General features: G+C 41.7%; 17 protein-coding genes. 1 reads left to right on the forward strand and 16 read right to left on the reverse strand.

Features of this window, described 5'->3' with window-relative positions; all coding sequences use genetic code 11:
* Positions 1–252: 252 nt before the first annotated feature.
* From HGO97_RS11490 to HGO97_RS11545, 12 genes are all read right to left on the reverse strand, one after another.
* Positions 253–2,055: a glycoside hydrolase family 2 protein gene (locus tag HGO97_RS11490; RefSeq protein WP_216241789.1), complete on the reverse strand. Its 1,803-nt coding sequence runs from the start codon at positions 2,053–2,055 to the stop codon at positions 253–255.
* Positions 2,056–2,278: 223 nt separating this feature from the next.
* The gene (gene gnpA / locus HGO97_RS11495) at positions 2,279–4,435 is read right to left on the reverse strand and encodes a 1,3-beta-galactosyl-N-acetylhexosamine phosphorylase (RefSeq protein ID WP_216241790.1); all 2,157 of its coding nucleotides are present in this window, start codon (positions 4,433–4,435) and stop codon (positions 2,279–2,281) included.
* Between the two features lie 16 nt (positions 4,436–4,451).
* Positions 4,452–5,615, reverse strand: coding sequence for an iron-containing alcohol dehydrogenase (locus HGO97_RS11500; protein WP_216241793.1), 1,164 nt, complete (start codon positions 5,613–5,615; stop codon positions 4,452–4,454).
* Positions 5,616–5,627: 12 nt separating this feature from the next.
* The gene (locus HGO97_RS11505; RefSeq protein ID WP_168866775.1) at positions 5,628–6,626 is read right to left on the reverse strand and encodes an aldo/keto reductase; all 999 of its coding nucleotides are present in this window, start codon (positions 6,624–6,626) and stop codon (positions 5,628–5,630) included.
* Between the two features lie 46 nt (positions 6,627–6,672).
* Positions 6,673–7,506: a carbohydrate ABC transporter permease gene (locus tag HGO97_RS11510; protein WP_216241795.1), complete on the reverse strand. Its 834-nt coding sequence runs from the start codon at positions 7,504–7,506 to the stop codon at positions 6,673–6,675.
* Between the two features lies 1 nt (position 7,507).
* Positions 7,508–8,398, reverse strand: coding sequence for a carbohydrate ABC transporter permease (locus tag HGO97_RS11515; RefSeq protein ID WP_216241797.1), 891 nt, complete (start codon positions 8,396–8,398; stop codon positions 7,508–7,510).
* A gap of 79 nt (positions 8,399–8,477) precedes the next feature.
* Positions 8,478–9,809, reverse strand: coding sequence for an ABC transporter substrate-binding protein (locus HGO97_RS11520; protein WP_216241799.1), 1,332 nt, complete (start codon positions 9,807–9,809; stop codon positions 8,478–8,480).
* Between the two features lie 11 nt (positions 9,810–9,820).
* Complete coding sequence (locus HGO97_RS11525) at positions 9,821–11,044, reverse strand: amidohydrolase family protein (protein WP_216241800.1); 1,224 nt, start codon at positions 11,042–11,044, stop codon at positions 9,821–9,823.
* 134 nt (positions 11,045–11,178) lie between these two features.
* Positions 11,179–12,654, reverse strand: a complete 1,476-nt coding sequence (locus HGO97_RS11530; protein WP_216241802.1) for a serine hydrolase domain-containing protein — start codon at positions 12,652–12,654, stop codon at positions 11,179–11,181.
* Positions 12,617–13,642, reverse strand: coding sequence for a hypothetical protein (locus HGO97_RS11535; RefSeq protein WP_216241804.1), 1,026 nt, complete (start codon positions 13,640–13,642; stop codon positions 12,617–12,619). The genes HGO97_RS11530 and HGO97_RS11535 overlap by 38 nt, the downstream gene beginning before the upstream one ends.
* Before the next feature lie 45 nt (positions 13,643–13,687).
* Complete coding sequence (locus HGO97_RS11540; RefSeq protein ID WP_216241806.1) at positions 13,688–14,638, reverse strand: aldo/keto reductase; 951 nt, start codon at positions 14,636–14,638, stop codon at positions 13,688–13,690.
* 214 nt (positions 14,639–14,852) lie between these two features.
* A complete protein-coding gene (locus HGO97_RS11545; protein WP_216241808.1) occupies positions 14,853–15,704 on the reverse strand; it encodes an MFS transporter in 852 nt (283 codons plus the stop codon).
* 195 nt (positions 15,705–15,899) lie between these two features.
* On the opposite strand from HGO97_RS11545, the gene HGO97_RS11550 reads away from it, so the two are divergent.
* Positions 15,900–16,739, forward strand: a complete 840-nt coding sequence (locus HGO97_RS11550) for an AraC family transcriptional regulator (RefSeq protein ID WP_216241810.1) — start codon at positions 15,900–15,902, stop codon at positions 16,737–16,739.
* 99 nt (positions 16,740–16,838) lie between these two features.
* On the opposite strand, the gene HGO97_RS11555 is transcribed toward HGO97_RS11550, so the two are convergent.
* The 4 genes from HGO97_RS11555 to tilS are packed head-to-tail and all read right to left on the reverse strand — an operon-like array spanning position 16,839 to position 22,732.
* Positions 16,839–18,896, reverse strand: a complete 2,058-nt coding sequence (locus HGO97_RS11555) for a glycoside hydrolase family 13 protein (RefSeq protein ID WP_216241811.1) — start codon at positions 18,894–18,896, stop codon at positions 16,839–16,841.
* Positions 18,897–18,926: 30 nt separating this feature from the next.
* Entirely contained in the window at positions 18,927–20,774 is a 1,848-nt protein-coding gene (ftsH, locus tag HGO97_RS11560; RefSeq protein ID WP_216241813.1) for an ATP-dependent zinc metalloprotease FtsH, read from the reverse strand.
* Between the two features lie 16 nt (positions 20,775–20,790).
* Positions 20,791–21,318: a hypoxanthine phosphoribosyltransferase gene (gene hpt / locus HGO97_RS11565; protein ID WP_168866317.1), complete on the reverse strand. Its 528-nt coding sequence runs from the start codon at positions 21,316–21,318 to the stop codon at positions 20,791–20,793.
* Entirely contained in the window at positions 21,302–22,732 is a 1,431-nt protein-coding gene (gene tilS, locus HGO97_RS11570) for a tRNA lysidine(34) synthetase TilS (RefSeq protein ID WP_246597419.1), read from the reverse strand. Before tilS ends, hpt begins: the two co-directional genes overlap by 17 nt.
* Between the last annotated feature and the right edge of the window lie 135 nt (positions 22,733–22,867).

Genomic DNA, 22,867 nt, shown 5'->3' on the forward strand with positions numbered 1-22,867 from the left:
TTTGTGTACAGGTTTCTTTTCTCTTGCCATAATAAAAGGCCTCCTATGATTTTTATTTTATCATAGAAGACCTTATAAATCTTTAATTACAGAAAAACTTTCACAGACTCGTAATTTCTCAAAAGTATTACAGGAAGCATTAATGCAAAAAATGAATACTAAATAATTACGGGAAGAGGTGTGATCTCTTCCCGCTGCTTTCCGCATTACATTCCGCCTTTTAAATAGCGCGGATGATTGGTGTCCGCTTCATTACTTCCCCATAGCCTCAGAATTCTGAATTTTCTGAACCTCCCGATCATAGGTAAAAATCCCATTTACCTCTTCCTCCACATCTGAAAGCTGTGTATATACACTGGCACAAAGACCTTTTGGTATCAATTTCTCTACATCCCTTTCTAATTTTCTATATGCCTTATTAAGCAGCCTCTCATCTGTAAATATCCCATAGCCATACTGAGTCAGGCAGGCACTGTGGCCTTCTTTCCTCATTGAATAACCGCCGAACTCTGATAATACTGTAGCTCTGTGTTCCTCCGGTCGAATCCTCAGCTTAAAGAAATAATTATGAATGCTCTGAAGATTACCACCGCCCTGATCGAACCAGCCGCTGGCCTGATCGATGAGCCGGGTGTTGTCCTCATTTCTCAAGATTTCTGTCATCTTTGACGCCTGGAACTGTCCCCAGCCCTCATTGAAAATCACCCAGGCCGCGATACTCGGATGTCCCTTTAAGAGGCGTACCGTCTCCTTCATTTCTCTGATAAATTCAAGACGCCCTGCCTTCTCCTGTCTGGCCAGAAGTCTTGTAAAACCGTCCTTTACTTTCACGTTCCTCCATGACAAGACCGTAGCTGCATAGGTGACAAACCAAGATCTATACTGTCCTCCGCCATTCACCATATCCTGCCAGACTACCATTCCCAAACGGTCACAGTGATAATACCATCTCTGAGGCTCAATCTTGATATGTTTCCGAATCATATTAAATCCCATGTCCTTCATAGACTGGATATCAAAAATCAAAGCCTCATCACTTGGCGCCGTATATAGTCCATCAGGCCAGTAGCCCTGATCCAGTACCCCCTTCTGGAACTGTACCTGATGATTCAGACAGATTCTTGGAATTCCCCCCTTATCCTTCTCAACTGTAAAAGTCCGCATCGCAAAATAGCTCTGAGCCACATCCTTCTCCATTTTTACTGTAAAATAATAGAGATATGGAGCTTCACAAGTCCAGGGGTGAACCTCTGGGAGCATAATCTCGATTGGCTTATTCGAAGTCCCCTCCACACAAATTAGAGGGTCCTGCGTCGGGCTCTTATTCATTTGCTCCTCCCGATATGACATTCCTTTGTTTTGCTCCTCTCGAAGCTGCATCCGCGCCGGATAGATCTGAATTTGCATATCAGAGGGCTTTTCAGACTTTACAGTCATTTTGACCCGGCCTGCATCAAAATCAGGCTCTGCAATCAGTTCTGTGATATGATTCTTTGGCACATCCTCCATCCAGACTGTCTGCCAGATACCGCCCTGCGCCGTATAGAACATTCCGCCGCGTTTCAGCTTCTGCTTACCTCTGGCATGATAGGAAGTATCACTCAAATCCTTGACCACCACTGCCAGTTCATTCTCTCCCTCAATCAACAGATCCGTAATATCTGCCTGAAAAGGAAGATAGCCCCCTGTATGGCGGACAGCCTCGCGACCATTTATATAGACGACACAGGACTGGTCTACTGCACCAAAATGCAGCAGACGATGTTGTGCACTCTCCCTTAAAATTTGTAGGGAAACTGAGAAGCTGCAGCGATACCACAGATATTCATCCGGCTTTAACTGTCGTCCAACTCCTGACAAAATACTCTCCGGTGAAAATGGAACAAGTATGGTCCCTTCAAACATTTCTGGCCTTCTGAAGGTCTTTGTGAACGCATACTCCCAGCGGCCATTTAAATTTATATAACTTTCTCTCACAAGAAGAGGCCTTGGGTACTCCTCTAAAATATGTTCTGGATTAAGTTCTCTGCCCCATTTGGTATAAAGCTGTTTCATAAGCTTACTTCCTTTCTATGAGCAGTACTATTCAGACTGCCACGGCTCGATTTAAATATGTATTAAGTATAGTCTATCTTTTTTCTAAATACAATATACTCTGACCGCGCTCATATCTCATCACCAAATGTCCAAAACTAAATAAAGCAAACCGAACCCTTTCTTCAACTCTGTATCTGCTTGCACAGTATCAATAATTATAATCTGAAATTTATCATTATTTTTATACACATAAAATTTTACATTGATATCCTTCCAACTCTAAAGAGATTCTCTCATTCTTAACTATAACGGCCGTTTCCTGTCTTTGTGCCGTATTGTTCACAACCACCAGTGCCTTTTCATCTGGGAAAAATGCAGCTTCCGTATATAAATTTTCGGTAATATACATCTGTTGTAAGGGTTCTCCAGAGCAATATAAAATCAGGTTCTGCAACAACCTCGTGTTCTCTGGTGTAATCTCATAGCCGCCCAGATAGATTCCCTTTCCTTTCCCAAAATTATTTACAGTTAATACAGGCAATCCCTCCTTCTCCAATAAGACTTCTGCCTTTCCATCGGTAAGATAAATCCCTTCCTTCTTCTTAACATCCGCTCCCTTAGGTATGATTCCAAGGCTTTCCTTTGTCTCAAATCCCCATCGTCCATGACACACCCTCTCGCCCCGGTCCTCATCTACTCCAAGTACGTGTGACATACGAAAATATGTATCGTATCCTTCTACTGCAGACGGCTCATTGACCCCGATGAAAGAGCCTCCTTTTGAAACCCATTCTGTCAATTTCTCTACCACGGATACATCTTTCCATGAATCACCCCCGCTCCAGGCACTACCTGCATATCCCGCATTAATAATGACATCTACCCTTTCCAATGCACCATTTTTAACATCTTCAAAGCTAAAAAAATTAACATCAAAAGGAAGCCCTGAAAGGCTTTCATTCAAATGAATCAAATCATGCATATACGTTTCATGGAAATGTCCTGATAGCGACCAGGAACGCAGGCTTCCCCAATAATGCAGAATACCGATTTTAGGCTTCAGTACAAATGGTATTCCACTTCTATGAAGCTCTCTGATATTTCTGAACTCATCTGCCATTTCTGCAATATATTCTACAAAATCTGGCTTTTCCTCTACCAGATGAAGATATCCACCTAATCCAATTCGGTCGATTGGGCTTCTGAGTATAGCGCGCCTCACGGCCTGCCAATATCTCATCGCTTCTTCTTTCGGATTCCCACCCTCTAAAAAACTAGGCGAGCCATCTACTCCAGTTGGAAACAGATAGGGGTGCATTCTTAATTCATGTGTAGATGTTTTTACACCACTACACAGCCTGGCCTCATATCCACTGAATACACATTTGATAATGCCGTCAAAACCAAACTCCTCAAACCGTTTCCCGTATGGCTCAATACCTACCCAGCTGTCATCATAAAATACATACGCCTTTTTCCCATATCTATGAACTATATCAATTAATTTTTTGCCAAAAGAGACTACAAATCTATTTACAAAATCCATCCAATCCGCTTTTTTCCGGGTTCCTGGCATATGGGTCACATGAAGTTTTCCTTGATTAATAAAATCCTCTGCCGTCAACGCATACCCATACTCCTTTTCAAACTGTCCGAGAGCTGCAGGACTTACTGTAAAATCATAAGATGCCCAATCCGTATATATATTCTGCCTTCTCTTTGAACTCCCCCATATCCATACAAAATTATAGAACATAGACGTGAATCTCACTACATTAGTATGCGGATGGCTTTCGCACCATTCTTGCATCCAATTCAGCATATAAGACTGTACCTCCTGATGTACTGGATCGATCTGCATAAGATGCTCTGTATCCCAATCATTCGTCTTATGATTATACATTGATATTTCTTCCCATATCCGGTAAGCTAGAAAAGATATTGTATACTTATGCCAGGGGACTGCACTGATACTGACAGACTTTCTTTCACTATCATAATCCCACTCTCTTCTGCCTAATTCCTTATTTAAGGTCCTATCATATACCTGCCAATAGACCATCGCTTCTGGACTATCATTCACTGCAAACTGCTCCTTTGAAAAACTCCCTAACAAATGAATTTCTAATTTTCCTGAAACCGCTGTCTCTGGTGGAGTCATCAAAAAAGTCTGCTGCTGTTTATCTGGGTTTTTCTTTGCCCACTCATTATGATTCCTAATGATACAGATCGTAGAATATATATCATATCCAGATTCCAATATCTCGGCAGATAGTGCTGTACCATCACTGTCTCTGATTACATCAGCTCCCCATTTCTCTGCGAGCCTCAAAGTCAATGCCTCATATCCTGCTTCTCCTGGAAGCGTGAAACCTCCCTGACTTCCATGTCCTTCCATATCCACACCTCCCTTTTTATGATTGTTCTGATTCCCAAAGTTTATGATACAGAAGTATGATATCCTCTTTCTCAACACATTTTCTTAAATTCTGCGGGCTTCCGCTTGCAAGAGCATCTTCTGCCATCTTATCTGCCATCCGTAGGAATTCTTCTTTTTCAATTCCATATTCTGCTAATGTTGGGACATGGCATTTTGTACACAACTGAGCAAGGCCTTCCAAAAAGCACTTGGCTTTCTTTGTTTCACTCATCTTGTCCTCTGTAAGACCGACCGCCTCCGCCAGTCTTCCAAGCTCTTTACTTGCACTGTCCGCCATAAACTCCATGCAATGATTCAAAAGCATTGCATTAGAAAGACCATGGGGAATATGGAATAATGCTCCAATTGGACGACTCATTCCATGTATCAGAGTTACAGATGAATTACTAAATGCAATTCCTGCTTCCAAAGCTGCATATGCCATTTCCTGTCTTGCTTCTTTATTTTCCCCCTGTTCATATACAATAGGAAGGTTCTTGAAAATACGCTTTACTGCAGAAATGGCAAAGCTGTCGGTCAGCGGCTGTGATTTTTTGGAGATATAAGCTTCCACCGCATGAATCAATGCATCCATTCCTGTGGATACTGTTATATTCTTTGGAACAGTAAGCGTCATTTCTGGAATCAACATGACCAGATCAGGAATCATCGCTGGCATTCCAATCAACATTTTTACATCATTTCTAGTATTTGTAATTATGGTAAACTGTGTTGCTTCTGAACCCGTTCCTGCTGTTGTAGGAATTGCAGCCATGAACGGCAGAGCTTTCGAAATTGACCGCTTTCCTGTATAATCTGAGATGCAGCCACCGCATGAGACTAACAGACCAACAGCCTTCATGACGTCTAATACACTCCCTCCGCCGATTGCTATCATATATTCACAGCCACCCATCTGGTATTGTTTAACGCCTTCTTCCACAATTTTATCTGTTGGCTCATAATCTACGCTATCGAAAATACTATATGACCTCTTCTCATGATCCATAAGCTTTGTAAACTGTTCAACTAACCCCAACTGCATATTGCTGTGCGCGGTTATAATAAAGGCCTTTCCTTCTGGCAAGTACTTTAGTCCTTCCACTGCAGCATCTTCCCCCGATAAAATAATGCCGGGCATAAAAAATGTATGTGCCATATTTTTTCCTCACTATTGAATTTCTTTACTGATTTCGTCAATCTTACGCAGCTCTTCTTCTGAAAAACTATGATTATTTATAATCTCTAAATTTTCTCTAATCTGACACGGGGCTGATGCTCCTATCAAAGCACTACAAATTTCATCATCCTTCAAAATCCAAGCAAGTGACATCTGTGCAAGAGTTTGTCCCCTCTTCCTTGCAATTTCATTCAGCTGTCTGATTTGAAATAATTTCTTCTCTGTAAGGCTGCTCGGCTTTAAAAACCGTGGATCCCTAGCAATCCTGCTACTTTCTGGAATACCATTTAGATACTTATCTGTCAAAAGCCCCTGTGCAAGCGGACTGAATGCTACTATACCGATTCCATTCTGATGTGCATACTCTTTTACCCCGTCCTCTTCGATTGTTCTGTCAAATATAGAATATCTTCTTTGATTCACAATGCAGGGACATTTTCGTTCATTTAATAATTCTGCAGCCTTTTTTGTATACTCCTTGTCATAATTAGAAATACCGATATATAGTGCCTTTCCACTCTTCACGATATATGCCAGGGCGTCCATTGTCTCTTCCAATGGGGTGGTTTTATCCATACGGTGATGATAAAATATATCTACATAATCGCAGTTCATTCTCTTCAGACTCTGTTCCAGGCTTGCAATCAAATGTTTTCTGCTGCCCCAGCTTCCATAAGGTCCATCCCACATATCATATCCAGCCTTGGTACTAATTACGAGTTCATCCCTGTAAGAACGCAGTTCCTGATTGAGTATCCTTCCGAAATTCTCCTCTGCACTTCCAAAATACGGCCCGTAATTATTAGCCAGATCAAAATGAGTGATTCCCTCATCAAAGGCAGTGATACACATATTCCTCATATTATCGAAACTGCTGCATGCCCCAAAATTATGCCATAATCCTAATGATAAAAGTGGCAGCTTTAGTCCACTTTGTCCGCATCTATTATAAATCATCCCCTGATATCGTTTTTCATTTGCCAAATACATTCTTTCCATAATCGTCTCTCCTATCGTTTTCTAACCAACCCCTTCTTTACTCCTTTACAGCCCCCATTACCACACTGCTCATAAATTTATCCTGAAAAATAAAAAATACAATCAGAAGCGGAATCGTAATTAGTACGCAGCCTGCAAAAATTAATTCCCAAGGGATAACATAGCTTGTCCCTGTATCACTTAAGGTTGGCAGAATAACCATAATTGGCATGAATTCCTGTTTTGTAATCATTGTCCTTGGCATCAAATAATCGTTCCATTTACCAAGAAACATAATAATTGCCAATGCACTTGTAGCTGGTTTTACCATAGGCATTACAATCTTCCTATATACAGTCCAATTCCCTGCTCCGTCCAGATAGGCTGATTCCATGACAGAATCCGGCAGACTTTCCATATACTGTTTATACATATACATTGCCAGAACATTCGCTATCCCTGGAAGAATCTGAACCTGATAGGAATTCAGCCAGTGCAGCTTCGAAAACATTATAAATAAAGGGGTCATATTCACTTCCATTGGCAGCATCATTGTCGCCAGGAAGAAAATAAACAGGACTTTCTTTCCTTTAAACTTAAATTTTGCAAATGCATATCCCGCCCAGGAAGCTAACACAAGAACAATCACTGTAGATACAACTGAAACACCAAGTGCATTCAGAAAAGTCCTGGAAATAATATGTGAATTATAATTCAGTAGTCTTGTAAAGTTTTCCAAAGTTGCATGTATAGGCCACCCGGCAGCATTTACGCCAAGCTCGGAAGAAGTTTTGAAAGAACCTGTAAACATGATGAAAAAGGGATAGAGTGCAACAAAAGAACAGAGTACCAACACGCTGTGCAGAAGAACTTTACCTGTCTTTTTCTTCATACTATATTCCTCCCTTCTCATTAAAGACTGCCATATAAATCAGCGTAAAGATCAGAATTACACCAAATAAAATCCAGCCTGCTGCTGATGCCATGCCAAACTGTCCTCCATCCAGATTACTCACGATTACATTTACAAAGGGAGCCGCAGCAATCGGCATGGATGTTGCGGTTACATTATTCGTCACCAACGCTGGTTCCGTATATATTTTAATGGAGGACATCGTCTCCGTTATAATCAAAAATGAAATAATCGGTTTCATAACTGGAAGCACCACATATCTGATCTGCTTTATCCTATTTGCCCCATCCAGCTTTGCAGCCTCCAGCAAATCTGTACTAACTGTACTCATTCCTGAAAGAAGAATCAAAAAATACCATCCCATTGTCCTCCATATAATCAATACGATAACTGGAATCTTTATATAATTGAGATTCGTTAAAAATGGAATCTTTGTCCCTAAAAGTTGATTGATGACCCCAATATTCGTCCCAAAAATCACCCCAAAAACCATAGAAGCTGCTACTGTCGCACACAATTGCGGCAGATAAAATATCGGCTTATAAAAACGCTGTGACCGCTTTCCCAACATATTGTATACTGCATAAGCAAGAATGAACCCAATAATCAGGCAGGGAATCAGATGAGAAAAATAATAGATCATGGTATTCCCCATCTGACGCCATGTTGAAGACATTCCAAGCAGATTTTTATAATTTTCTAAACCTATAAATTTTGCCTCACCATATCCCCTGTATTTAAAAAAGCTCAGAACGAAGGAATAAACCGCTGGAAAAATGGTAAATATTAGGTGCAATACACAGAACGGGCCCAGTAAAAACAAGATAAATCCCCTGCTGCCACTCTTATTTTTCTTTTTCGTATTCTTCATTAATTTCCTCTCCTCATTGTTATGAATATCGGCTCTGCACATTGTGCAAAGCCGATATTCATAAATCCCTGCTGCTTTTTTATTCGTATGCATTTCCAATCTGTGCTTTCATCTCATCTTCTGCCGACTTAAGGGCCGTATCTAAATCCATGGTCCCTGATAGATATTCTCCGAGATAACGGACAATAATTGTCTCTTCCAGAGAAGAATTCGGTGTATATGGATATACTGAAAGTAAGTCCATAGCCTTAAATTCGGTTTCCATTCTATCAACATCATAGTAATCATTTGCAACTAAGAACTCCTCACTCTCAGCACAGGATTTCAAGTAAGGAATAATTCCTCTGGAACTGTGGAAGAGTGCACTTGCGCTTTCCTCTGTATAACAGAACTTCGTCAGCATCTCAACACAGAGATCTGCATTTGGGCTGGCATCATTTACCATCATTAACTTTGCACCTGATTCTGAACCCTTGGCAATATCCTCCGGCCATAACGCCAATCCCCACTTTCCAGCAAGGTCTGGACAAACATTCGGCAGATGATTGGATGTAAACCATCCTGCCAATACTTGTGAACAAAGCGTTCCATCATTTAACGCAGCATACCAGTCTTCTGAAAAATCCTGAATGGTGGTGCTTACAACACCAGATTCCCGCATCTTTTCATAGAACTCAAAAGCATCTCTTACTCCTGGATCTGAAGAACAAATATAATTTCCCTCTTCATCTGCCAGCCTAGCACCATTTCCTGTAAAATAAGCATACAGATCATACCCTTGAGCTACCTCTGTATAGTTTTCAATATAAGATTCTGGATAGACCTCTTGCACCTTTTTTCCTGCCGCGATCAAATCATCAACTGTCTTACACTCATTTGGGTCTACCCCAGCTTTTTCAAACATATCTTTTCTATATGCCCATATCTTTGTTTTAACTTCTGCCGGGAATCCCATATACTGGTCCTTGTATTTCATCAGACTCATAACTCCAGGCAGAATTTCATCCCCGTGTTCATCATACACGTCTGTCACATCACGGATGATTCCCATATCATAATATTCTGGGACCTGAGCCCAGTTACATGTGATAATGTCCGGCATCTCTTCCTGTTCACCAGAGGCTGCCATTTTTCTCATGGTCTCCATAATGTCGATTGGACCGCTTCCTCCTGTAATAACTTCAATCTCAACTTTGTCTTTATATTCTGGAAAAGTATCCAAAAATACTTCCCATTCCGTTTTAGCATTATCTACTCCACTGTCCCATTCCATCAATTTAATTGTCACTTTTTCATCTGTGTTACTTTTCGCTGAGCTATCCTTCTTTTCATCAGATCCGGCACAAGCTGTCAATCCAGCTACCATAGCCATCCCTAGCAAAACTGCTGTAATCCTTCTTGCCTTTCTCATCTCTTTTCCTCCTATACGGTGAAATGTTTATGCAGCCTCATTGCATTTTTATATAATATATTTTCTGCTGTTTCCTGAGCCTGCTGTTCCGACATAAATCCATTTTCTACTGCACGGTTCAGAACTGCTGTCAATGCATTTCTAGCCGTCTTCGCTGCCATCCATCCCTTTTCTGGAATACCGCCTTGTCCACTTCCAACTACAATTTTTGTAAAAGGTGCATAACTCATCAATTCTTCTAAGGTCCGTTCACTAGCTAACGAAGTCCAGGACAATGCACAGGACATATCGATATAGACATTCGGAAAAAACGCTGCCATCATAGACAGATTCCTAAGCCAGGGATATCCTGCATGAAGAAAGACTACCTTTGTATTTCTAAACTCCGGCTTTGTCAGGAATCGTGCTAAAGCAAATGGTTCTCCATCAAACATGCTTCCTGCTTTTACGGTTACTTGTCCTGCAATACCTGGTTCCCCTAAGTAAGTTGAATGTCCGGTAATTCCTGAATGTATATGAAGTGGCACATCCAGCTCCTGACATAAAAGCATGGTATCTGTTAAAAGCGCCATATATACGGTCTCAAGATCCTGGCGAACCAATGCTTTAGCACTTGCAAATACACTCTCTGCCTCCTCTGAATATACCGGTCGTGCACTGCTGTGTGAAAAAACTTCCGAAAGATGACATTTAATTCCTGTATAATGTGGGTCTAAGAATGCCTTTCTTACATCTTCTGAAAACCTTTCCCATAATTCATGATAACTTTTTGTCTCTTTTAATAATCTGAAAAGCTGATGGTCAAAAGAATACAGTCTGAACACCTGGAATTCGGGCATCTTATCCTCCACATCTTCTCCAATAGGATTATCTGTCTCTAGTACTCCGCCAATCAAATTTCCCTCTTTATACAGCATCTCTGAATATGCCTGTATCCCATACTGTTCTGTATAACGATTTCTTTGTTCTATTACACTCTCCAGTGTAGGCTCACAATTAAAAAGTCGTGCCAAATGACAAATCGTCGAGTATACGACTCCTGTACTTCTTGTATGGAGTATCAGTTCCTCAGTAAAGCCTCCATACAGTGGGTCTCTTAAATCTCCGCTTGGCGGATCGGTTCTGTCTTTTAATGCCTGATAACCTTTCAGGAATTCAAAGGGTGTAATTGTTGTCTGCTTTCCATCAACAGAATGTGCATGATTGTCAAAACAAGGTATTTTTGAAAAATTCATAACTTCCTCCTGTTCTTTATAAATTATCGATAATTCATTTACTTAAATTATAACTTTTCTGTATATTTTTAACATAACCCAAAGGATTTCATATATGACACAATGTCGCTTTTCCCATTTAGAAGCAAATTGTGTTAATCCTCAATTCCTATTATTTCATAGCTTTTCTGACCATATTTTACAGTGTGCGTATAACTTCCTGCTATTCTTCCATCTAAAAATCTGACCCGCAAGGTATCAACAAATGGTGTTCTAGTGTAGACCAATTTGATAACATATTCATCTTCCTGCCATGCTCCACTTAGAGATGCATCATTAAAAAATATGACATTATCACAGCTAAAGCCGTCTGGATCGTACCCTGTTTCATTCTCTACCCACTTTTCGTAACCGATCCATGCCTTAAAAATCCCTTTCTCCGTGACGATACTGACCGATGGCATACCATTCTCAGGAAACAAAAAACCAATCTGCCAAATTCCAGCTCCATTTCTTGCGACCTTGAATACACGCCCGGACAGATATTCCTGGTTCGGATGGTACTGCTCTCCTTTTACTGTTGGAATCTCTAATTCCCTTAATTTTCGCTCCAGGATATGTTGTGCCTCATCATTAGTGCAAACCACATCAACAGCCGGAAGCAAATATTTCCACACAATATCCAGAATACGATCTGGTTCACTACATCCCGCTGCAACTGCAACTGTCATGTCTTGTTCTGGCATTACAACACACATCTGACCATAAATTCCATCTCCCCGATATGCCCCTTTTGGGACACAATGCCAGAACAAATAACCATAACCACTTTTCCAATCCTCTGAAAATCTCCCAAATCCCTGCCTATATCCCAACTTCTGGTTTTTATCATTATGTATGTTCCGAATTTGTATATCAGACGCCTCACGAACCCAATCCTTTGGTAAAATCTGCCGTCCCTTCCACTGTCCATTATTCAGATAGAGCAAAGCCAATTTCGTGATGTCCTCTGCCGTTGCATTAAGACCATTAAATCCAGTATTCAAACCCTCTGGAGAGGTCTCCCACCAAATGTTTTCTGAAAATCCAAGCGGTTCGAACAGCCGCGGTTTTAAATAATCAAATACATTCTGTCCTGTCAGTTTATGGATTACCGCACTCAAAATATAAGTAGAACTACTAATATAACGAAATTCTTTACCGGGTTCACCATCAATGTAAGAAGAAAGCAGGGAATAAATCCACGATTCGCCTTCCTGGAACATATTTCTTTCTGTACGATGCCCGGTACTCATAGTCAACACATGCCTGATTGTCAGTTTTTCCATGTTCTCACATGGTCTGGATGGAAGAATTCCATCCAGTATATCTAAGATTCGGTCTTCAACTGTTAAAAGTCCTTCTGAGACCGCCAGGCCAATTGCAGTCCCCACAAAACTTTTGCTGACCGAATATTGAATATGATTATATTCTGCTTTATAAGGAGCCCACCACCCCTCTGCAATGACCTTTCCATGTCTGGTAACCATTACCGAATGTACATTATATTTTCCCAATTCCTCATACATTTCAGCCAACCTTAGCGGATCCACATTACAGGCAGCCGCTGCTGCTCTCTCTAACCGCTCCATCTTTACACTCCTCCTTCATCTGCAGATAACCGTCCAGTCCCACTGCAATAAAACAGATAGTTCCATCTATAAGTCGGGCAGACTCTATCCATCTTACTTTTATTTCCTCTAAACTTTGAAGCTGTCCTAAACATTTTTCTTCAATACGCACGATTGTTCCATTATTCGTGATTCCCAGGAAAACAGCATCTCCCTGATCATTTTCCACAAGACAAAAGTCAGTGTACTCTTCTGTCGAAAGTAATTCCCATTCCTCCCACGCATCGGCCTCTTCTTTCTGTCTGCAGGTCTGTATTCTTCCTTCTATATCTAAGACCGCCAGTAATATCTTCCCATCTGAATCCTGCATACTTTTGAACTTCTGTATCTTGTCCTTTCTCACATACACCCATTCTCCCCACATACCATCGCTATGATGTCTTCTCACAGCCAGCGAACCATCTAAAAATTTACCAAACACCTGTGGAAATCCCTCTTTATTATTGGTCACTGTCATAGCTCCTGATATAGGTCCGCCTAGCGGCTGCCATTGTGACCACTCCCCTTTCGGATTCGTCCAACTATGCCATAACTGATTTGCTGTATCCAAGCGAAATACTTCTATTCCTCCTGTACACCTCTCACACACTGCAATATTTACCGCAATTGCTTGATACATATTCTTCCAGCGGATGGTCTTATTTTCATCATAAGGATCTATCCAAGAAAAAAGAATTTCACCGTATTTGCTTTTTCCAAAGACTGCAATTCTCCCATCCCTTGCATGGTTAGCCGCCAGCACGCCGTATTCCATGTCCAGTTGTTCTCTGTCTGCCTCTTCAACAAGTTTCCATTGGGACCAATCACCTCGTATTTCCTGTTTTTCCCAAAGCTGGCCTTTTAGGTCTCTCGCAATAATGTACATCTCACCCTTTGACGTTTGAGTAATCCCTACCTCTCCTGCGGGCTTTATTTTCTGTCTTCTCCATTGGCTGAAACAATTATCCATTTGTTCACTTTGTCCTTTCTATTTTTTTCTCGTGTTCTCCAAACTCTACCATGCATAAGCCTCTGGTGCCTGTCCCCCCGGTCCAGGAAATATTTCGTCCAGTTTTTCCATAATTTCATCATCGATACTGATTTCTACAGCCCTGACTGTGTCATAAAGCTGCTCGACAGTACGTGGACCAATAATAGGGGCCGTGATCACAGGATTCTTAAGAATCCACGCTAACGCCAGTGTATCCTCTTTTTCCCCAATCTCTGTACTTAAGTTATGAAACTTCTGTAACTGTATTTGTAAAGCCTCCTCTTCTACTTCTCTATTCCTTGCATTTCTAGATAAAAGCCCTCCTGCCAAAGGACTCCAGGTAACAACTCCCATCCCATGATTTTTTGCGCTTGGGAGAACCTCCAATTCAGGCATTCTGCTGAGTAGATTATATTTATGCTGCTCACATATCAGACCAAACATATTTGCCTTTTTAGCTTCTGCCTGTACATCTGCAATATTCCATCCTGCAAAATTACTTGAAGCCAGATAGTCAATATCTCCCCTCTGAATCATCCCCTGAAATGCAGGCAATACCTCATCCCAAGAAATGCTCCGATCCACATGATGCATATAATAGATTTCTACATGGTCTGTCTTAAGTCTTTTTAAAGAATCCTCAAAATGACGACGGACTTTATAGGCCGACAGCCCCGGAACATCATTGGGATTATTTTCCCGCATAGGTTCATATACCTTAGTCGATAAAATAACCTTCTCCCTTCTACCTCCTCCTTTTTCAAACCATTTCCCTATGATTGTTTCTGAAATCCCCTCCTTTTGTATGCTTTTTCCATAATTATTAGCCGTATCGAAATAGTTGATTCCTATATCTAACGCAGCATCCATGATATCAAAAGCATCTTTTTCTGCTATTCTGCTCCCAAAGTTCATCGTCCCCAAAATCAGTCTGCTTACCCATAACCCTGACTTTCCCAGCCTTTTATATTCCATGTATACACCTCCGCCGCTTTCTTTTAATATCATTATAATTCTCTGTGTTTGAGAAGCCATTGCCGGAAGATTGTTGTTTATGGCTCATTGTCTCTATTTATCAACAGGATAAAAAGTTACTAACAAAATCACTCCAACTGACAAAACCAAGGGAATTCCGATATAATTAATCAAAATTACTCTCTCGACTGTATATGTAATCTGCATATCCGCCTCATATCCGCCCCAAAACAGAACCTTTAGTTACAATCTGGGTCATAGTCAGAAGAACTGCTCCTATATTTTCCCTTCCAAGATAGTACTTGCAGTAGTAGATCAATCCTTGTGTCCTCATAGAATAGAAAAAAAGTTCAGAAAAATGTATCAAGCATAAAACAATCCAGGCTCTGCTTTTCCTTGTTACACCAAATGCCTGAATAAAATTTAGTTTCTCCGTTCTCTTTGCTTTCACCCGCTCTTTGGTATTTTTTGCGCATAGCACCCCTGCCGTCATAAATACAAATGCAAACCCTGTCACAGCAAATAAAAATCCATATTTTATCTTCGGAGAAAATCGCTCTACAATTTTTAAGACTGACGCAGTCACCAAGGTTCCGCCCATAGATGCACCAAGATTTTTAAACAGATTCAAACGCAGCCTTTCGTCTTCCCGCCTCGTCATTAAAGAAAGCAATGTGAAATATGCTACACTCATAATGGCATAGGCTATACTGAATAATAGATATACCGTTCCCAAATATAGAAGTTTTACCGACTCCTGTAGTTCGGGCACAGCAAATACCAGAACAAGAAGAAGAATTTCTGGAAAAATGAAAAAGCGTATATATGGTTTGCACTTCCCATTTACTGTTTGTGATCTGTCCAATACACTGCCAATAAATGGACTTAGCAGCGCATCTGCTGTCCTTCCTATCAGGAGAATCAGTCCTGCTGCCTCTAAATCAATTCCTACAGCATCTGTACAGAAAAATAACAGATAGGATGATATAAAAGTAAACATTCCATTTTGCGCAAAATCACCTGCTCCATAACTCATAATTTCTTTTAACGTTAGTTTTTCTTCCATATACACCTCCATTTGAATCTATATATTCATTATAATCTTTACATAATCAGATACTATTTCCATATGTTTCCATTTGATGTCGCAATGTCTCCATTCTTTTCCTATAGACTGACTATTGCAAAACACATACTTTTCCCCTATAATAATGGTTATATGTTTACGAAATTTACTTTCTAGTGGTGGGAGAGTAATCAAATGAAAAAGAATTCTATATTAAACGAAAGCGCAGACAAAAAAAAGAATACAGATTTAGAGCTATACTATTTTGGTACACAACAATGTACTCCCAATGAATCTTGGGGGCCTGGTATAAAAAACCAGTATAAACTACATTTTGTACATAGTGGAAAAGGCTATCTCCGTTCAAATCAAAGGGAATATATTATTACAGAGGGCCAGCTTTTTGCCTGTTATCCTGATGAAATTGTTTATTATCGTGCAGATTGTGAGGAACCCTGGAGATATTCCTGGGTAGCTTTTGACGGATTAAATTCAGAATTTTATTTGGAAAGAGCTGGATTTTCAAAGACAAATCTAGTGTCAGACTGTCCGAATAGACCCATTATAGAAAATGCATTTAACAAGATTTTAGCAACAGAAAAATCCGCTGCTAATAAAGATCTGAGTTATATGGGATATCTTTATCTCATTCTCGCTTCCATTGTAGACAAATCTTCTAAAGCAATGAACTACAGCAATACGAAAGAATATGTTAAAGAAGCTATAACTTATATAAAAAAGAACTACAGTCAGCCCATTAATATCTCAGATATTTCGGCCAATTTATCCTTAGACCGGAAATACTTCTCTAAGATATTCAAAAAAGAGCTGCAGATGTCTCCCAATGAATACCTGATTAATTACCGTCTTTCACGGGCATGCGAACTCATGGAGACGACTACACTTACAATTGCTGAAATAGCAGCGACTGTCGGTTATGACAACCAATTTTCTTTTTCGAGAGTGTTCAAAAAATACAAACAAATTTCTCCTACTGATTACAGGTCCCGTTTAAAACCTACAGAAAACTCCTGACTTATATTCAGTAATAGGATAGTTCTTCGAACTTTCCTGTATAACAAAAAGCCCCTCTTAAAACCATAAGAGAGGCTTAAACTACTATCTTATTCTTCTTTATATTTCCCGAATCGTCCTCATAACAACAGCCGAATGCCGTCCCATATTTAATACTACTTCGCCATTCTCCACAATGTACTCATCATAATCGGTCGTATATCCTTCCTCATAGGTATAGATGAGTCTCTTCATTCGTCCCTTCATCGGAACTTCTGCCTTCCACACCGGTACTGTAATCTCTTTCAGATCCTTGCTGTTATTCAATACAACAATGACCTGATCATCCCCTTGGAAGCGGCCATACGCAAGCACATTGTTATCCCAGCACAGTATTCGCAGAGAGCCCTGGCGCAGCGGATGCTGCCTTTTGTGAATACGGATCATCTCCTTATGGAAACCAAGCATCATCTGGTCTTCTCTTCCCCAAGGATAAGTCCTGCGGTTATCCGGGTCTGTAAATCCACAGACTCCGACCTCATCACCATAATAAATAGTCGGTGCCCCGACCCAGGTCATCTGGATCACAACGGCTTCTCGCATTACTGCAGGATTGACTCCTTCCTCCGCGGCCCTTGAACCATGCTGCTCCACACGGCCTACGATATGGTTCGTCCTGGTCAGGAACCGGGAGTGGTCATGATTGGATAATTCATTCATCGCGACCTGTAAAGATGGTGTGAGCATCGTAGACATATAATGGCGCATCGTATTCACAAAGTTATCCGCATTGCCCCAAAGGTCTGTACGCCTCTCATCACTGTGTTTCTCCATACCGGTCAAAAACCATGTGACAGGTTCCATGAACGCATCGTAGTTCATGACACTGTCCCATTCATCCCCTTGCAGCCATTCTGCAGGGTCTCCATAATGCTCCGCCAAGATCAGTGCATCTGGTCTGGCTTTCTTCACTTCCTTGCGGAAACGCTTCCAGAACATATGGTTATATTCATTACTGTATCCTAAATCAGCTGCCACATCTAAGCGCCATCCATCCACATTATACGGAGGTGACACCCATTTCTTCGCGACATCCATGATGTACTGTTCCAGCATCGGTGAATCTTCATAATTCAGCTTCGGCAGTGTGTCATGTCCCCACCAGCCGTCATATTCGTAATTATACGGCCATGCCGAATCGCTTTCGTTGAAGAAATGAAAGAAGGAACGATAAGGGCTCCATGCACTGACAAATGCACCCTTAGCATAGCTTTCCTGCTGCTCATAAATTCGTTCTCTGTCCATCCATTTATTAAAAGAACCGCAGTGATTGAACACACCGTCCAAAATCACGCGCATCCCTCGCTTATGCATTTCATCTACTAACCTGGCAAACAGAGCATTACTAGCCTCCAGATTTGCCTTCAAGCCTGTACGATTCTGATATTTCGTCGCACCTATGTTATCTGCCGCCCATTCCGGCAGGGTCTGCCCCCCATCCACAACAATCTCTCCATAATGTGGGTCAATGTAATCATAATCCTGGATATCATACTTATGATTCGACGGAGATACAAACAGTGGATTGAAATAAATCACTTCCACCCCGAGTTCTTCCAAATAGTCCAGTTTTTCCAAAACGCCCCTTAAGTCGCCGCCATAAAATCTGCGGACATCCATGGACTGAGGCAGTTGATTCCAGTCTTTTACCTTCTGGCACGGTTCCCCAATATAAATATATTCCCAATCTTCAACATCATTGGATGGATCACCATTATAAAAACGGTCCACAAAAATCTGATACATCACTGCGCCCTTGGCCCATTCCGGTGTAGAAAAACCCGGAACGATTACAAACGCATAGTAATCCACAATTTCCCCAGCGACACCACAGCGGTTATAATAACATACTTCTTCCCCTTTCCGAATTTCAAAACAATAGGAAAACGGTTCATCACTTAACTGCCACTCGATTTCATAATAATCAAACACATCGCCGGAAACTGATTTTTCCATCAAAATTGACTTCTGTTCTCCGTCGATTTTTGTGGAGATCCGCACCTCGTCTACATCATCTTTAGCTGTACGGAACCTGATTCTTACCTTTTCATTTTCCTTTGGTTCTGCAGGAATCACATAACTGGACGTTCCATCACTAAATAGTGCGTCCTTGTTCATAAAAAACCTCCTTTGGGACAAGGACCTCCTTTACTGGAGATCCTCGCCCAATTTCTCATTGTCATCGAATAATGCTTCAAATTCACTTCTTGTAATTTTCTCTTTTTCCAGAAGTAATTCTGCGCATTTCTGAAGAACTGAATTATATTCTCTTAAAATTGATCTTGCCTTCAGATAACATTCATCAATGATTCTCTTCACTTCCTCGTCGATCGTGCTTGCCACTTTTTCACCATATCCCCTTGATGTATGGCCAAAATCACGTCCGATGAATACCTCATCACTGTCATTATCGTAATTGATCAGTCCGAGGCGCTCTGACATACCAAATTTTGTGATCATAGACTTGGCAATCGCAGTTGCCTGTTTGATATCCTGGGATGCCCCAGTCGTAATATCATCAAATACTTCTTCCTCTGCCACACGGCCGCCCAGTGAAACTGTAATCTCCTGGAGCATATGGCCCTTCGTGTTGAACATATCATCATTCTCAGGGAGTGGCATTGTGTAACCGCCCGCACCACCTGTCGGGATGATGGAAACACTGTAAACAGGTCCTACATCTGGCAGTAAATGGAACAGAATCGCATGACCTGCTTCATGATAGGCTGTGATCTTACGTTCTTTTTCAGATACGATACGGCTCTTCTTCTCCGGCCCGATTCCTACCTTTACAAATGCATGGCGGATATCTGACTGCTGCAGGTATACTCTGCCTTCCTTTGCCGCTAAAATAGCCGCTTCATTCAACAGGTTCTCCAAATCTGCACCTGTAAAGCCAGAAGTCGTCTGAGCAATCTGCTTTAAATCTACATCATCTCCAAGAGGCTTATTCTTGGCATGGACCTTTAAAATCTCTTCCCTTCCGCCCACATCAGGTCTTCCAACGATGACATTCCTGTCAAAACGTCCTGGTCGTAAAATTGCGGGATCGAGAATATCCTTTCTGTTGGTCGCTGCCATCACGATGATTCCTTCATTTACTCCGAAACCATCCATCTCGACAAGCAGCTGGTTGAGTGTCTGCTCCCTCTCGTCATGACCGCCGCCAAGTCCGCTTCCCCTGCGTCTTGCGACTGCATCAATCTCGTCGATAAAGACAATACACGGAGCATTCTTTTTTGCATCCTGGAACAGATCACGTACACGAGATGCTCCGACTCCGACGAACATTTCTACGAAGTCAGAACCAGATATACTGAAAAATGGAACTCCTGCTTCTCCTGCGACTGCCTTGGCAAGCAGAGTCTTACCTGTTCCCGGAGGTCCCTCAAGAAGGACGCCCTTCGGAATCCTTGCTCCGACCTGGATATACTTCTTAGGTGCTTTCAAGAAATCAACGATTTCCTCCAGCTCCTCCTTTTCTTCCTTTAATCCGGCCACATCTGCGAATGTCACCTTCTTATCAGAATCTGTCGTCATCCTGGCCCGGCTCTTGCCGAAATTCATTGCCTTTGCATTGGCACCGCCTCCCTGACGATTCATGAACATGAAGATCAACGTGATTCCCAGGAATGTGAACAAAAGCGGCATCAGAATCGTCGTCAGCCAAGAATCCTCCTGGACATTCGGCATCTGATAGTCAATCTTATACTTTTCCAAAAGCTCTTGTACTGCATTCACATCCGATACATTGACCTGCTTTGTTGTGTCACTGTTCTTGAGCGTTACGGTCACGACCCCGGTAGGTACTGTCTTATTCTGCTTAATGTTGACATCCTTAACATTCTGATCCTTTACTTCCTGTACAAAGCTCTGATATGTCATATCCTGGTCTCTGACCTGCATACGGTTCGTCAACCAGAGTGCGAGAAACACTATGACGATAAATGTAAGAAATGTCGCACCGCCCGCGCCCTTATACTTTTTGTTGTTCAATGGTGTGTACTCCTTCCTATTCTACTCCTTCCACCACACCGATATATGGCAGATTCCTATATTTTTGAGCATAGTCAAGGCCATAGCCTACTACGAACTCATCTGGTATTTCAAATCCGACGTAATCTACTTTTACGTCCTTCTCCCGTCTCTCCGGCTTATCCAAAAGCGTACATAAATGCAGGCTGCTAGGATTGCGTTTTCTCAAAATGTCCATCAGATAATATAATGTTCTTCCGGAATCGATGATATCCTCCACAATCAGTACATCCTTCCCCTCGATGGACTCATCCAGGTCCTTAGCAATACGTACGACACCGCTTGAAGCTGTCCCGTCTCCGTAGCTGGAAACACTCATAAAATCCAGTGAGACCGGTACCGTAATTCTCTTTGCAAGCTCGCACATGAAAAATGCACCGCCTTTTAATACGCAGATCAAGTGAACCTGTTTTCCTTCGTAATCTTTACTAATCTGTTTTCCCAATGCCTCGATTCTTTCATCTACATCTTTTTCTGATACTAAAACTTTAATCTTCTCTGACATTATTTTTCTCCTCCGTTACTTTTATCTCTAACACCCGGTCCGTATTCTCGGTGACCAGGCAGGCACTGCTCATACGGTGCCCCAGTATCCATAAAATCTGATCCTCGTCTGCGATCAGCGGCAGGCTGTCCCGTTCCTCTGCCGGTACTTTCTCATTAATGAGGTAGGATTTCAGCTTCTGACTTCGTCCCTTTTTGTCAATCACAAGAGAATCACCGCTCTGTCTTGTTCTGACAATCAGGTTACCTTTTATTATATCATAATCCATCCATTTCGTGTAGGTCTTTTGCGGTATCTGATTTACAGAAAAATCCTTGGATTTTTCCAGAATACTACAGCATATCGTCAGATTCAGCTCTTTCACCTCTGTAATCCCCGGAACTTTCAGCACACATGGCCTGAAAGCCCCATCCACGCTGCCTTTTGTTCCCAAAGTCTTTTTTCGTTCTACAGGATTTCCATCTGCATACCCGGCTTGAACTTTTCTTAGCACAACCCCTTCATAAGTCCTGACTGCCTTCAGGAAATAAGGGAGATTCCTGCTTTTTCCGCTTTGTTTCTCAAATAAACTCAAAAGGGCATCCACATGTACGATGGAAATATCCTTTTGAACTCCGGCTGCTTTTGAAAGACATTCCCTGGCAAGCATCCTCTGGATGACCTCCGGCTGCTTACTAAATAGTTCCTTTTGAATCAGGAATTCCCCGGATTCCTTCTCCTGTATACACACAGATGCAGCTGCCTGAGTCTGCTGCATTAAATACTCCTGGACCATGCGGATTTGTTCCATGGCCTCATTCATATGACGCACGGCCTGTGCATTCACCTGCTCTTCCAGAACCGGAATCACCAGATGGCGGAGACGGTTCCTTGTATAGTCATCCTCATCATTTGTTTCATCCTGACACCAGTCCTGTGCGTTCTTCACCAGATATCCTTCAATCTCCATCCTTGTCAGACACAGAAGAGGCCGAACGATATTGCCATTCACGGGCCGAATGCCTCCCAGCCCCTTGATTCCCGCCCCCCGTGCAAGATTCATGAGCAAGGTCTCCGCATTATCATTCTGGTGATGGGCCATCGCTATTTTCGTTCCCTGTTCCTCCCGAAATGTCTCCTCAAAGGCTTCCCTTCTTACATTTCTTCCTGCCTCCTCAACAGATTGTTTCCGTTTTTTGGCAATTGATTCTACATTTTCATGATAAACCACACATTTTACCCCGTGCTCCTCGCAGAGATTCAGGGTGAACTTTTCGTCCGCAGCAGCAGCAACGCCTCTGATTCCATGGTTCACATGCACGGCCACGATGTCGATTCCCATCCTCTTCCTCAGTTCCAGAAGCACAAAAAGCAGGCATACCGAATCCGCTCCGCCCGATATCCCTGCGATGACCTTGTCCCCTTTTACTATCATATGATACTTTTTAATAAACTTGATTACTTTTTCCATCATATATCAACTATACTCAAAATCACTCCAATTTGCAAGGGTTCTGCAAAGGGGGTCAGACCCTTTGCTCAACATTTTCAGAATATTCTCAAGTTTTAA

Source organism: Faecalicatena faecalis, assembly GCF_012524165.2.
In the GTDB taxonomy this organism is placed as follows: Bacteria; Bacillota; Clostridia; order Lachnospirales; family Lachnospiraceae; genus Faecalicatena_A; species Faecalicatena_A faecalis.

Excerpts from the sequence above, each read along its gene's own strand:
- HGO97_RS11490 (WP_216241789.1), bottom strand. The coding sequence starts at position 2,055 with ATGAAACAGCTTTATACCAAATGGGGCAGAGAACTTAATCCAGAACAT.
- gnpA (WP_216241790.1), bottom strand. The coding sequence starts at position 4,435 with ATGGAAGGACATGGAAGTCAGGGAGGTTTCACGCTTCCAGGAGAAGCA.
- HGO97_RS11500 (WP_216241793.1), bottom strand. The coding sequence starts at position 5,615 with ATGGCACATACATTTTTTATGCCCGGCATTATTTTATCGGGGGAAGAT.
- HGO97_RS11505 (WP_168866775.1), bottom strand. The coding sequence starts at position 6,626 with ATGTATTTGGCAAATGAAAAACGATATCAGGGGATGATTTATAATAGA.
- HGO97_RS11510 (WP_216241795.1), bottom strand. The coding sequence starts at position 7,506 with ATGAAGAAAAAGACAGGTAAAGTTCTTCTGCACAGCGTGTTGGTACTC.
- HGO97_RS11515 (WP_216241797.1), bottom strand. The coding sequence starts at position 8,398 with ATGAAGAATACGAAAAAGAAAAATAAGAGTGGCAGCAGGGGATTTATC.
- HGO97_RS11520 (WP_216241799.1), bottom strand. The coding sequence starts at position 9,809 with ATGAGAAAGGCAAGAAGGATTACAGCAGTTTTGCTAGGGATGGCTATG.
- HGO97_RS11525 (WP_216241800.1), bottom strand. The coding sequence starts at position 11,044 with ATGAATTTTTCAAAAATACCTTGTTTTGACAATCATGCACATTCTGTT.
- HGO97_RS11530 (WP_216241802.1), bottom strand. The coding sequence starts at position 12,654 with ATGGAGCGGTTAGAGAGAGCAGCAGCGGCTGCCTGTAATGTGGATCCG.
- HGO97_RS11535 (WP_216241804.1), bottom strand. The coding sequence starts at position 13,642 with ATGGATAATTGTTTCAGCCAATGGAGAAGACAGAAAATAAAGCCCGCA.
- HGO97_RS11540 (WP_216241806.1), bottom strand. The coding sequence starts at position 14,638 with ATGGAATATAAAAGGCTGGGAAAGTCAGGGTTATGGGTAAGCAGACTG.
- HGO97_RS11545 (WP_216241808.1), bottom strand. The coding sequence starts at position 15,704 with ATGGAAGAAAAACTAACGTTAAAAGAAATTATGAGTTATGGAGCAGGT.
- HGO97_RS11550 (WP_216241810.1), top strand. The coding sequence starts at position 15,900 with ATGAAAAAGAATTCTATATTAAACGAAAGCGCAGACAAAAAAAAGAAT.
- HGO97_RS11555 (WP_216241811.1), bottom strand. The coding sequence starts at position 18,896 with ATGAACAAGGACGCACTATTTAGTGATGGAACGTCCAGTTATGTGATT.
- hpt (WP_168866317.1), bottom strand. The coding sequence starts at position 21,318 with ATGTCAGAGAAGATTAAAGTTTTAGTATCAGAAAAAGATGTAGATGAA.
- tilS (WP_246597419.1), bottom strand. The coding sequence starts at position 22,732 with ATGATAGTAAAAGGGGACAAGGTCATCGCAGGGATATCGGGCGGAGCG.